The organism is Candidatus Accumulibacter meliphilus, from assembly GCF_036625345.1.
GTDB lineage: Bacteria > Pseudomonadota > Gammaproteobacteria > Burkholderiales > Rhodocyclaceae > Accumulibacter > Accumulibacter meliphilus.
This window is the reverse complement of record NZ_JAZKTZ010000006.1, coordinates 347601-360251: the sequence shown is the minus strand read 5'-3', so window position 1 is coordinate 360251 and position 12651 is coordinate 347601. Positions and strand designations below refer to the sequence as shown.

The 12651-nt window shown below is 62.4% G+C and carries 10 protein-coding genes; all 10 read left to right on the top strand.

Annotated elements, in window-relative coordinates; all coding sequences use genetic code 11:
• Positions 1-2: 2 nt before the first annotated feature.
• Positions 3-1310: an adenylosuccinate synthase gene (locus V5B40_RS14615; RefSeq protein ID WP_332355181.1), complete on the top strand. Its 1308-nt coding sequence runs from the start codon at positions 3-5 to the stop codon at positions 1308-1310.
• 229 nt (positions 1311-1539) lie between these two features.
• On the top strand, positions 1540-2031 hold the full coding sequence (locus V5B40_RS14610) for a hypothetical protein (protein WP_332355180.1): 492 nt from the start codon (positions 1540-1542) through the stop codon (positions 2029-2031).
• Between the two features lie 197 nt (positions 2032-2228).
• Positions 2229-4901, top strand: a complete 2673-nt coding sequence (gyrA, locus tag V5B40_RS14605) for a DNA gyrase subunit A (RefSeq protein ID WP_332355179.1) — start codon at positions 2229-2231, stop codon at positions 4899-4901.
• A 106-nt stretch (positions 4902-5007) separates the two neighbouring features.
• Complete coding sequence (gene pheA / locus V5B40_RS14600) at positions 5008-6099, top strand: prephenate dehydratase (protein WP_332355178.1); 1092 nt, start codon at positions 5008-5010, stop codon at positions 6097-6099.
• Positions 6100-6127: 28 nt separating this feature from the next.
• Positions 6128-7216, top strand: a complete 1089-nt coding sequence (gene hisC, locus V5B40_RS14595; protein ID WP_332355177.1) for a histidinol-phosphate transaminase — start codon at positions 6128-6130, stop codon at positions 7214-7216.
• A gap of 7 nt (positions 7217-7223) precedes the next feature.
• Complete coding sequence (locus V5B40_RS14590; protein ID WP_332355176.1) at positions 7224-8129, top strand: prephenate dehydrogenase; 906 nt, start codon at positions 7224-7226, stop codon at positions 8127-8129.
• 2 nt (positions 8130-8131) lie between these two features.
• On the top strand, positions 8132-10084 hold the full coding sequence (locus V5B40_RS14585) for a bifunctional 3-phosphoshikimate 1-carboxyvinyltransferase/cytidylate kinase (RefSeq protein WP_332355175.1): 1953 nt from the start codon (positions 8132-8134) through the stop codon (positions 10082-10084).
• 189 nt (positions 10085-10273) lie between these two features.
• On the top strand, positions 10274-11971 hold the full coding sequence (rpsA, locus tag V5B40_RS14580) for a 30S ribosomal protein S1 (RefSeq protein WP_332355174.1): 1698 nt from the start codon (positions 10274-10276) through the stop codon (positions 11969-11971).
• Between the two features lie 9 nt (positions 11972-11980).
• Complete coding sequence (locus tag V5B40_RS14575; protein WP_169065129.1) at positions 11981-12274, top strand: integration host factor subunit beta; 294 nt, start codon at positions 11981-11983, stop codon at positions 12272-12274.
• A complete protein-coding gene (locus V5B40_RS14570; protein WP_332355173.1) occupies positions 12205-12624 on the top strand; it encodes a LapA family protein in 420 nt (139 codons plus the stop codon). Before V5B40_RS14575 ends, V5B40_RS14570 begins: the two co-directional genes overlap by 70 nt.
• The last annotated feature ends 27 nt before the right edge of the window (positions 12625-12651 follow it).

Below are 12651 nucleotides of genomic sequence, written 5' to 3'. Positions count from 1 at the left end.
GCATGGCCAAGAACGTCGTAGTCGTGGGCACCCAATGGGGCGACGAGGGCAAGGGCAAGATCGTCGACTGGCTCACCGATCGTGCGAAGGGGGTCGTTCGTTTCCAGGGCGGGCACAACGCAGGCCATACCCTGGTAGTCGGCGAAAAGGTGTACAAGCTCAACCTGGTCCCCTCGGGGATCGTTCGCGAAGGGGTCGACTGCTTCATCGGCAACGGTGTGGTGCTGGACATTCATCACCTGCTCAGCGAAATCAAGGTGCTCGAGTCCGGCGACATCGATGTGCGTTCGCGTCTGAAGATCAGTCCTGGTTGTCCGCTCATCCTTGGCTACCATGCGGCGCTGGATCATGCCCGCGAGGCGGCCAAGTGTGCCGATCTGCGGATCGGGACCACCGGCAAGGGCATCGGTCCGGCCTACGAAGACAAGGTGGCGCGGCGCGCCATGAGGGTCTACGATCTGTTTTATCCCGCCCGTTTTGCCGAGCGCGTGCGCGAGAACCTGGACTATCACAACTTTGTTCTGACCCGCTACCTCGGGGCTCAGGCCGTCGATGGTGAAGCCGTTCTGGCGCAGGCGATGGCCGACGCGGAAGCGATCAAGCCCCTGGTGACCGACGTCTCGGCGGCGCTGTATGCGCTCAACAAGGCCGGCCATAACCTGCTTTTCGAAGGCGCTCAGGGTGCCTTGCTGGACATCGATCACGGTACCTATCCGTTTGTCACCTCGTCGAACTGCGTGGCCGGCCAGGCAGCCGCAGGATCCGGCGTCGGTCCCGGGATGCTGCATTACGTTCTCGGGATCACCAAGGCCTATTGCACGCGCGTGGGCGGGGGGCCTTTCCCGAGCGAGCTGGATATCGAGAAGGAAGGCCTGCCGGGCTATCAGATGTCGCAGAAAGGCCGCGAATTTGGTACCGTCACCGGACGCAAGCGTCGCTGTGGATGGCTCGACGTGGCTGCTCTCCGGCGTTCGATCCAGATCAACGGGGTGACCGGTCTGTGCATCACCAAGCTCGATGTCCTCGACGGCTTGTCCGAGTTGAAGATCTGCACCGGTTATCTGCTCGACGGAAAATCCGTCGATTTGCTGCCAATGGGCGCCGACGACGTCGCGGCTTGCGAGCCGGTGCTCGAAACCCTGCCCGGCTGGTCGGGGTCGACGGTCGGCGCGAATACCATGGAAGCTTTGCCGGCTGCGGCGCGCGCGTATCTGGCGCGCATCGAAGAGCTCTGTGACGTGCCGATCGATATTGTTTCGACCGGGCCGGAGCGCCGCGAGACGGTGGTTCACCGCCATCCGCTGGACTGATTCCGCCTGAGCCGATCTGAGCTGGCCCGCGCTGCTTGTTCCCTGGCGCTGCGACCATCGGCTCTGCATCGCCCCATTGCCCAGCGCCGGGCCTGCGTCCTGCCTGCCCGGCAACTGCAGCAAGGGCACGCTGCCGGCGATTCCTTCGAGTTGTCCGGTGTGCTATCGTACGATCGCCGCAGCGGGGATATGCCGTCGCATATCGACCAGGCATTCAGGAGAGACAGGCATGAATCGAGAGGAGCTCCGTGACCAACTGCTGGCGCCGGTTTTCCAGTGGACCCGGCTGGGGCGGCAGACCAACCGCTTGATGACGGGCAGCAGCGCGGTCATCAGTTACCGCGCTCGCCGCCTGCTGCGCGCAGGCGCGTTTTCGCGGCAGGCAGACTGGAACGAGGTGGCCCGGATGACTGGCGAGAAGTTCGAAATTCCTCTGCAAGCTGCAACTGCAATGGCCGTGGCGATGCTTCCTGTCGTCAAACAGTTCTGGACGCACACCGGGCAGTCGGTGTTGGCCTGCAGCAGCGACACTATGTCGCTGCTCGGCAGTCGCGGCCCCGATGAGTTCCGCGAGCGGCAGGCGGATCTGTGCGCCACCTTGATCAACGCCAGCGTCGGTTGGTTTCGGGTCTTTGGCAGCCTTGCCGAGGTCGCCAGCCAGGGCGTGGCGCCTCTGCTTCGCCAGGTGCAGGACAACGCCGAGCGACTCGAAAAGCGCTGATTTGTTGATCGCTGCGGGCGAGCCGGTCTTTCAGCTCGCCGGCTGTGCTTTGCCGTCCCCTGCTTGACCGGCGTGCGCACAAAACCTTCGCAAATCAGCCACTCGGCGCGCCTGGGGAAGGGCTTGGCGTGCTAGAATCACGGGCTTGATCAAGACGATGACATTCCTCCGGAATGTCTCGTTGACAGCGGAAAAAAATGGACGCCTTCGCCAAAGAAACCCTGCCCATCAGTCTCGAAGACGAGATGCGTCGATCGTATCTCGATTACGCCATGAGCGTGATTGTCGGCCGTGCCTTGCCCGACGCTCGTGACGGCCTGAAGCCGGTGCATCGTCGTGTTCTCTTCGCCATGCACGAGCTGTCGAACGACTGGAACAAGCCGTACAAGAAATCGGCGCGGATCGTCGGTGATGTCATCGGTAAGTACCATCCCCATGGCGATACCCCGGTCTACGACACGATCGTGCGCATGGCGCAGAATTTTTCCCTGCGCTACATGCTGGTCGACGGGCAGGGCAACTTCGGCTCGGTAGACGGCGACAATGCGGCGGCCATGCGCTACACCGAAGTGCGCATGGCGCGAATCGGCCACGAGCTGCTGGCCGACATCGACAAGGAAACGGTTGATTTCGGGCCCAACTACGACGGCTCCGAGCAAGAGCCGCTGGTCATGCCGGCGCGCATTCCGAACCTGCTGATCAACGGTTCGTCGGGTATCGCGGTAGGCATGGCGACGAACATTCCACCGCACAACCTCGGTGAGGTGGTGGACGCCTGTCTGGCCTTGCTGGGCAACGCGGAGGTGACGATCGACGAACTGATCGCCATCATGCCGGCTCCCGATTTCCCGACGGCCGGCATCATCTACGGCATTGCCGGTGTCTGCGAAGGTTATCGGACCGGGCGCGGGCGGGTGGTGATGCGTGGCCGGACGCATTTCGAGGACCTCGAAAAGGGCAACCGCCAGGCGATCATCATCGACGAGCTGCCGTATCAGGTGAACAAGCGGACGCTGCTCGAAAAGATCGGTGAGCTGGTCAACGACAAGCGCATCGAAGGCATCTCCGATCTGCGCGACGAGTCCGACAAGTCGGGCATGCGCGTAGTCATCGAGCTCAAGCGGGGTGAAGTCGCCGAGGTGGTGCTCAACTGCCTGTACAAGCAGACGCAGCTGCAGGACACCTTCGGCATGAACATGGTGGCGCTGGTTGATGGCCAGCCGCGGCTGCTGAACCTCAAGCAGCTGCTCGAGTGTTTTCTGTGGCATCGCCGTGAAGTGCTCACTCGGCGTACGGTGTACGAGTTGCGCAAGGCGCGCGAGCGGGCGCACATCCAGGAAGGTCTGGCGGTGGCGCTCGACAACGTCGATGAGATCATTGCGCTGATCAAGGCGTCGCCGACGCCTGCGGATGCCCGTCGGGGCTTGATGGCCAGGCCGTGGACCTCGCCGACGGTTGCCGAGATGTTGCGTCGCGCCAAGCTCGATGCGACTCGCCCGGACGGTCTGGCTCTCGAATTCGGATTGTCGGAGAGTGGTTACCTGCTTTCGGAAGTGCAGGCGCAGGCAATTCTGGAGCTGCGTTTGCAGCGCCTGACCGGCCTCGAACGCGACAAGATCGTTGCCGACTTCGGCGAGCTGCTGACGCGTATTGCCGATCTGATGGATATCCTGGCGCGACCCGAGCGCATCACCGCGATGATCGTCGAAGAATTGACCGGGATCCGCGCCCAGTTCGGCGACAAGCGGCGCTCGGAAATCGTCATCAGTACGCAGGATCTCGGCATTGCCGATTTCATTACCCCGGTCGACATGGTGGTGACGCTTTCGCGCACCGGCTATATCAAGTCGCAGCCACTGGCCGACTACCGTGCGCAACGGCGCGGTGGGCGCGGCAAGCAGGCGGCGGCGATGAAGACCGACGATTTCGTCGATCGCCTGTTCGTTGCCAATACGCACGACTCCATTCTCTGCTTTACCAACCGCGGCCGGGTCTACTGGCTGAAGGTCTACGAAGTGCCGCAGGGAACGCGTACCAGCCGCGGCAAGCCGGTGGTCAATGTCTTCCCCTTCGAGGACGGCGAAAAAATCAGCGCCATTTTGCCGATCAAGGAGTTCGCCGCCGATCGCTACATTTTTATGGCCACTTCACAGGGGACGGTGAAAAAGACGCCGCTGTCCGATTTCTCCAATCCACGCAAGAGCGGCATCATCGCGGTCGCCCTCGACGATGAGGACTTCCTGATCGGCGCCGAGATCACCAATGGCAGCCAGGACGTGATCCTGGTTTCCGATGCCGGCAAGGCGGTCTGGTTCGACGAGGAAGACGTGCGCCCGATGGGGCGTACCGCGCGCGGTGTGCGCGGCATGCGGCTTGGCGACAAGCAGCAGGCCTTGTCGTTGCTGATCGCTGATAGCGATCAGCAAACCGTGCTTGTGGCCACCGAAAACGGCTTCGGCAAACGCACGCCGCTGGCCGATTTCCGCCATTCGGGGCGCGGCACGCAAGGGGTCATCGCCATCGCCGCCAGCGAACGCAACGGCAAAGTCGTCGCTGCGCGTCTGGTTTCCGACGACGACGAAATCATGTTGATCACCACGGGTGGGGTGTTGATCCGCACCCGGGTTTGTGAGATCCGCGAACTCGGCCGGGCAACGCAGGGGGTCACCCTGATTGCGCTCGACGCCGGTGAAAAACTCGCCGGCCTGGAAAAAGTCGTCGAGAGCGAAGAGGACGGCGGCAGCGAGCTGGATGAGAGCAGCGAGTCGACCGACAGTAGCGAACTGGACGAGAGCAGCAGTGAGCCGGCGGAAAAGGATCCAAGCGCTGAACCCGAGCCGGATCCTGCCGCTGATCCCGAACAGGAGTGAGGTGCATGACCCGCTTGCCTGATCGCCGCGGTCGAGCTGTCGCATGCCAGCGCCCGCTGGCCGCTTGGCTGCCGCCGGGACAGGCGGAACAGGCGGCGCGTACTCGATGAGCGACGAACTGCAGCGCGAATTGGCGCTTGTCCGCCAGGAGATCGATAGCCTCGACGGGCAACTGCTCGAACTGCTCAACCAGCGTGCGCGTTTTGCCCAACAGGTCGGCGAGATCAAGGCGCGTCACGGTGAGGCGGGTTTCATTTATCGCCCCGAACGTGAAGCACAGGTTTTGCATCGCATCCAGGAAGAGAACGCCGGGCCGCTCTCGAATGAGACCGTGACCTGGTTTTTTCGCGAGGTGATGTCAGCCTGCCTGTCGCTCGAGCAGCCCTTGGGCATTGCCTTCCTGGGCCCGCTCGGGACCTTTTCGGAAAGCGCCGCGACCAAGCACTTCGGCCACGCCGCGCGCTTGATGCCGCAGATTTCGATCGATGATGTTTTTCGTGAAGTCGAGGCCTGCCATGCCGACTACGCGGTGGTCCCGATCGAGAACTCGACCGAGGGGGCGATTGGGCGCACGCTCGACCTGTTGTTGACGACGCCGCTGAAAATCTGTGGCGAAGTGGTCTTGCGCATCCACCAGCATCTGCTGTCGAACGCGGCTGCGCTGGGCGAGGTCAAGAAAGTCTATTCACACGCCCAGTCGCTGGCGCAATGCCACGAGTGGCTGAACCGTTCCTTGCCGCACGCGCAGCGTATTTCGGTGGGCAGCAATGCGCAGGCGGCACAGTTGGCGGCCGCCGAGGGGGGGGCGGCGGCGCTTGCCGGGCAGGCCGCTGCCGACCGCTATTCTCTGCCGCAACTGGCCAGCAATGTCGAAGACGAACCGAACAATACGACGCGTTTTGTCGTTCTTGGTCGCCAGGAGGCAGGACCTTCGGGGCGCGACCGGACGTCCTTGATCATGTCGGCACATAACCACACCGGCGCCCTCAGCAAGTTACTGGCGCCGTTTTCCGATGCTGGCGTGTCGATGACCCGGCTCGAGTCGCGGCCGGCGCGGCATACCCTGTGGGCCTATGTCTTCTTCGTCGACCTCGAAGGCCATCGCGACGATGGGGCGGTCGGGGCGGCGCTTGCCGAACTTGCCCGGCGTGCGCCCTACCTGAAGATCCTTGGCTCCTACCCGATGGCCGCCTACTAGGCCGGAAGAACTTTTTCGAGGAACGCAGATGCCTCTCCACGAACAATCATTGCCGTACATCCGCTCCATTTCACCTTACCAGCCGGGCAAACCGATAACGCAACTGGCACGCGAGCTGGGTCTGGACGTTGAGAAAATCGTCAAGCTGGCTTCGAACGAGAATCCACTCGGCATGAGTCCCAAGGCGCAGGTGGCGGTGGCTGCGGCGATCGCCGGCCTGTCGCGTTACCCGGATGATTTCGCCTTGAAGCAGGCCCTTGCCGAGCGCACGGGCCTGGGAATGGAGCACATCGTTCTCGGCAACGGTTCGAATGACGTGCTTGATCTGGTGGCTCGCGTCTTTCTGGCGCCAGGCCGCTCGGCAATCTTCGCGCAGTTCGCTTTTGCCGTCTATCCGCTGGCGACGATTGCGGCGGGCGGCGAGCCGATTGCGGTGGCGGCCAGCGACTACGGCCATGACCTGGACGCCATGCTGGCCGCGATCCGGCCAGATACGCGACTGATCTGGATTGCCAACCCCAACAACCCGACCGGCACTTTTCTGCCCTATGCGCAGCTCAAGGCGTTTCTGCAGGCGGTGCCCGAGGATGTTGTCGTCGTTCTCGACGAAGCCTATAACGAGTACCTGCCGCCCGCAGAGCGTGTCGACACCACCGCCTGGCTGGGCGAACATGCGAACCTGGTGATCACCCGGACTTTCTCGAAGATCTACGGCATGGCCGGTCTGCGCATCGGCTACGCGTTGTGCTCGGCGGCAATTGCCGACTTGATGAATCGCGTTCGCCAGCCATTCAACTGCAATAATCTGGCCTTGGCGGCGGCCGTGGCGGCGCTCGACGATTACGAATTCGTCGCCAGGAGCTACGCCCTGAACCGTGCGGGCATGGAGCAGATCCTTGCCGGCCTGAAACGCCTGGCCTGTCGGCATATCCCGTCGCACGCTAACTTCGTGACTTTTTGCGTGCCGGACGCGGCGGCGGTGAACCACAAGCTGCTCACGAACGGGGTCATCGTTCGCCCGATCGCCGCCTACGGGATGCCCGACTGGCTGCGTGTGACGATTGGCAGCGAGCGCGAAAACAGCCGTTTCCTCGAGGCTTTGGAGGGATCCTTATGAGTCGCTCATGCGCGGGTGTACGGCCGTGAGCGGCGCGGCTCCCTTGGGCAAGGTCGTGGTCTTCGGCGTCGGCTTGATCGGTGGCTCGTTTGCGTTGGCACTCAAGGCCGCCGGGCAGGTCGCGGAGGTGGTCGGTTTCGGGCGCACGCTTGGCTCACTCACGCAGGCGCTGGAGCGGGGGATCGTCGATCGCGCCGGTTTCAACGTCGGCCAGGAAGTGTCGAATGCCGACCTGGTGCTGATTGCCACCCCGGTCGGGACGACTCCCGAGCTCATGGCGCGCATTGCGCCCTGCCTGGGGTCGCAGACGGTGGTGACTGACGCTGGCAGTACCAAGGAAGACGTGGTCAAGGCCGCGCGCGCATGCTTTGGTGAGCGCATCGGGCAGTTCGTTCCGGCGCATCCGATTGCCGGCGCGGAAAACAGTGGCGCACTCGCCGCACGGCCTGATCTCTATCAAGGAAAGCAGGTGGTCCTGACGCCCTTGCCCGAAAGCAGCGAAACGACTGTCGCCCGCGTACGCGCGGCCTGGGAAGCCTGTGGCGGTCTGCTCTGCGAGCTGGCTCCGGCGGAACACGATCGTATTTTCGCGGCGGTCAGCCATCTGCCGCATTTGCTGTCGTTTGCTCTGGTGCATGACCTGGCGCGCCGCGACAACCGCGAGCTCCTGTTCACTTACGCGGCCAGCGGTTTCCGAGACTTCACGCGCATTGCCGCCAGCCATCCCGAGATGTGGCGCGACATCTGCCTGGCCAACCGGCAGGCACTGCTCGAGGAGCTCGATCGCTACCGCGAGCAGCTCGACGAACTGCGCGATGCCCTGCAACGGGGCGACGGTGCCAGCCTGGAAGCGACTTTCGACATCGCCCGCACGGCCCGCCGCGAGTGGGCCGAGAGCAAAACAAGGACGTGAACGTGGACTTCATCGATCTGCCGCAACTGCTCGCTGCGCGGGGCACCGTGCGCTTGCCGGGTTCGAAGAGCATTTCCAATCGCGTGTTGCTGCTGGCGGCGCTGGCCAGCGGCGACACCGAGCTTCGCGACCTGCTGCAGTCGGACGATACGGCACGCATGATCGACGCGCTGCGGACCCTGGGTGTCAAGGTCGAGGCCTTGGCCGACAGGCGCTTTCTGGTCAGCGGCGTCGGTGGCGTTTTTCCGGTTCGCGAGGCTGATCTTTTTCTCGGTAATGCGGGTACTGCCGTCCGCTCATTGACCGCAGTGCTGGCCCTGGCCGGTGGCGATTATCGACTCTCCGGTGTCACGCGCATGCACGAACGGCCGATCGCCGATCTCGTCGACAGCTTGCGGCAGTTGGGTGCCGAGATCGCTTACGCTGCGCAGGACGGTTTTCCGCCCTTGCTGATTTCGTCACCGACGCCTGGCTCCGCCGCGGTGGTCCGCGTACGCGGTGACGTGTCGAGCCAGTTTCTCACCGGTCTGCTGATGGCTTTGCCGCTGCGTGCTGTCGCAACGACGGTCGAAGTGGTCGGCGAATTGATTTCGCGGCCCTATGTCGAGCTGACGCTGGCCAGCATGGCGCGCTTTGGCGTCGAGGTGCTTCGCGAAGGCTGGCAGCGCTTCACCGTCTCGGCCGCTAGCGCCTATCGCTCGCCAGGGGTCGTTGAGGTCGAAGGCGATGCGTCGTCAGCATCCTATTTTCTGGCCTTGGGAGCGCTTGGCGGCGGTCCGCTACGCGTTGAGGGCGTGGCTCGCGACTCGCTTCAGGGCGACGTCCGCTTTGCCGACGCGCTGGCCGGGATGGGCGCGAAAATTACTTTCGGAGACACCTGGATCGAGGCTGCGGCTGCCGTTGACGGCCGCTTGCAGGGCGTCGATCTGGACTGCAATCACATCCCGGACGCGGCGATGACCCTGGCGACCGTCGCTCTGTTCGCAGACGGAGCGACGACTTTGCGCAACATCGCCAGCTGGCGGGTCAAGGAAACCGACCGCATCGCGGCGATGGCCAGCGAGTTGCGCAAGCTCGGTGCCCGGGTCGATAGCGGCGACGACTTCATCCGTGTCGTGCCGCCTGCCCGAGCACAGGGTCTGCGTCCGGCGGCGATCGCCACCTACGATGACCATCGCATGGCAATGTGTTTTTCGCTGGCGGCGCTGGGTACGCCACTGCGAATCAATGACCCGGCGGTGGTCAGCAAGACCTTCCCGGACTACTTCGAGCGTTTCGCGGCAGTCACCCGGCGAGTGCCGGTGGTGGCTATCGATGGCACCTCGGCATCCGGCAAAGGGACGGTCGCGGCGCGCGTTGCCGAAGCGCTGGGCTGGCATTACCTGGATTCCGGGGCGCTCTATCGCTTGACCGCCCTGGCGGCTCGCCGGGCCGCGATCGCTTGGGATGATGAAGCGGCCGTCGCGGCGATCGCTGCCAATCTCGACGTCGACTTTGCCGGCGGCTTGATCAGCCTCGCCGGCGAGGAGGTCGGCGACGCCATTCGCAGCGAGGAAATCTCCGCTGGCGCGTCGCTGGTGGCAGCACTGCCGGCAGTGCGTGCCGCCTTGCTTTTCCGGCAGCGGGCTTTCCGCCGCTCGCCCGGCCTGGTGGCCGACGGGCGCGACATGGGCGCGGTGGTCTTCCCGGATTCGATGACCAAGGTCTTCCTCACGGCGAACGTCGAGATACGCGCTGAGAGACGTCATAAGCAGTTGATCGAAAAAGGAATCGCTGCTAGTATTGCAGCCCTCTTGCTGGATCTGCGCGAACGTGACGAACGGGATAGCCAACGTAGCGTCGCTCCGATGCAGCAAAGTGCGGATGCTGAATTGCTCGACACGACAAACCTGACCATAGCCACGGCGGTGGCGCAGGTGCTGGAATGGGTCAACAAGGTCTCCGATAGTGGGTGAAACGGCTCTGCCGTTCGCCAAAGGTGTTGCCAGTTCCACGCCTCATTCCGTCGCCACAGTGGCCGTTCCGTTCAGGATCTGCCAGTGCAGTGTCCGCGCTCACCGTTCTGGCGAGCGCTGCGGAGTGATTGGAACTGGTGATCGTTTCTAACTCACCCCGCAGCTCTGCGGTTAGGTAACTCAATTCATATGTCAGATAATCCCACCATGGAAGAAAGCTTTGCCGAACTTTTTGAAGAAAGTCTCGGACGTCAGGAGATGCGCCCCGGTGAGGTCATCACTGCCGAAGTCGTGCGTATTGACCAGAACTTCGTCGTGGTCAACGCCGGCCTGAAGTCGGAAAGCTATATTGACCTTGAAGAATTCCTGAGCGATCAGGGCGAACTGGAAGTCGGTGTCGGTGACTTTGTCCAGGTCGCCATCGAGCAGCTCGAGAATGGCTTCGGCGAAACTCGATTGTCGCGCGACCGCGCCAAGCGGGTCGCGGCGTGGAACGCGCTTGAACTGGCCCTCAACGACGGCAGCCTGGTGTCCGGTACGATTACCGGCAAGGTCAAGGGCGGCTTGACGGTCATGACCAACGGCGTGCGTGCTTTCCTGCCCGGTTCGCTGGTCGACATGCGCCCGGTCAAGGACACCACACCGTACGAAGGCAAGACCTACGAATTCAAAGTCATCAAGCTCGACCGCAAGCGTAATAACGTCGTTGTTTCGCGGCGTGCGGTGCTCGAGGCGAGTGTTGGCGAAGAGCGCGATGCGCTGCTTGCGGCACTCAAAGAAGGCAGCATCGTCAAAGGCGTGGTCAAGAACATCACCGACTACGGTGCGTTTGTCGACCTCGGTGGCATCGATGGCTTGCTGCACATTACCGATCTGGCATGGCGCCGCGTTCGTCACCCCTCTGAAGTTCTCGCCGTTGGCGACGAATTGCAGGCCAAGATCCTCAAGTTCGACCAGGAAAAGAACCGCGTCTCGCTCGGTCTCAAGCAGTTGGGCGAAGATCCATGGGTCGGTATTTCCCGCCGTTACCCGGCGACGACCCGCCTCTTCGGCAAGGTCACCAACCTCACCGATTACGGCGCATTCGTCGAGATCGAGCAGGGCATCGAAGGACTGGTTCACGTCTCGGAGATGGACTGGACGAACAAGAACGTTCACCCGTCCAAGGTTGTTCAGCTGGGTGACGAGGTCGAAGTGATGATCCTCGAGATCGATGAGGATCGCCGCCGTATTTCGCTGGGCATGAAGCAGTGTGCTGCCAACCCGTGGGACGACTTCTCGATGAATTACAAGAAGGGTGATCGCGTGCGTGGTGCCATCAAGTCGATTACCGACTTCGGTGTGTTCATTGGTTTGCCCGGCGGCATCGATGGCCTGGTTCACCTGTCCGACCTTTCGTGGTCGTTGCCCGGTGACGAAGCGATTCGCAACTTCAAGAAGGGTGACGAGGTCGACGCGGTGGTGCTGGCGATCGATACCGACAAGGAGCGGATTTCCCTGGGCATCAAGCAGCTCGATGGCGACCCCTACACCAGCTATATTGCCACTCACGAGAAGAGCAGCGTTGTCCGCGGAATCGTCAGGTCGGTTGACGCACGTGGTGCGGTGGTGATGCTTGATGGTGACATGGAAGCTTATCTGCGTGCCTCTGAAGTCTCGCGCGATCGTATCGACGATCTGACCAAGGTGTACAGGGAAGGGGATACCGTCGAAGCGATGATTATCAATGTCGATCGCAAGACGCGTTCGATCAGCTTGTCGATCAAAGCCAAGGATCAGGCCGAGCAGCACGAAGCGATGCAGAAGTTTTCTGCGGACAGCAGTGCCAGTGCGGGTACCACCAACCTTGGCGCCTTGCTGAAGGCCAAGCTTAACAACCCCCAGTAGGGTTAGAGGATGACCAAGTCGGACCTTATCGGTCAATTGGCCGGGCGTTTTCCCCAACTGGTCGCAAAGGACGCTGACTTGTCGGTGAAAACGATTCTCGATGCGATGTCTGAAGCCTTATCCAGAGGCGATCGCATCGAGATTCGCGGCTTTGGAAGCTTTGCGCTGAATTACCGGCCGCCGCGTGTTGGCCGGAACCCGAAGTCCGGTGAAAAGGTCGACGTCCCGGAGAAATGGGTGCCGCATTTCAAGGCCGGGAAGGAATTGCGGGAGCGCGTCGATGGCTCGCTGGAATTGGTCTGAATGGTCAAGCTATGTCTTATTGCGGGCGGCAACGAGAGTTGCCGCCCGTTTCCTATGGGATGCTGATGATGCGTTGGTTGTTGTGGATCCTGAGATTTGCCCTGTTTCTCCTTTTTTGTGCGTTTGCCCTCAGAAACACCGATCCGGTAGACGTCCATTTCTTTCTTGACGCCACCTGGCAGGCGCCGGTGGCGATTATTCTGTTGGCTACTTTTGCTGCCGGCGTCGCCTCTGGCATACTCTTTCTGTTCGCTTCCCTGCTGGGGCGGCGCCGCGAGCTAGCCCGCTTGAAACGCGAGCTGAGCCAGCTTCGGGCACGCCTCGTCGCTCATCGCGAGAGTCCGATGTGAGTCTGCCCGGAAAGCTGCGACGGGGTG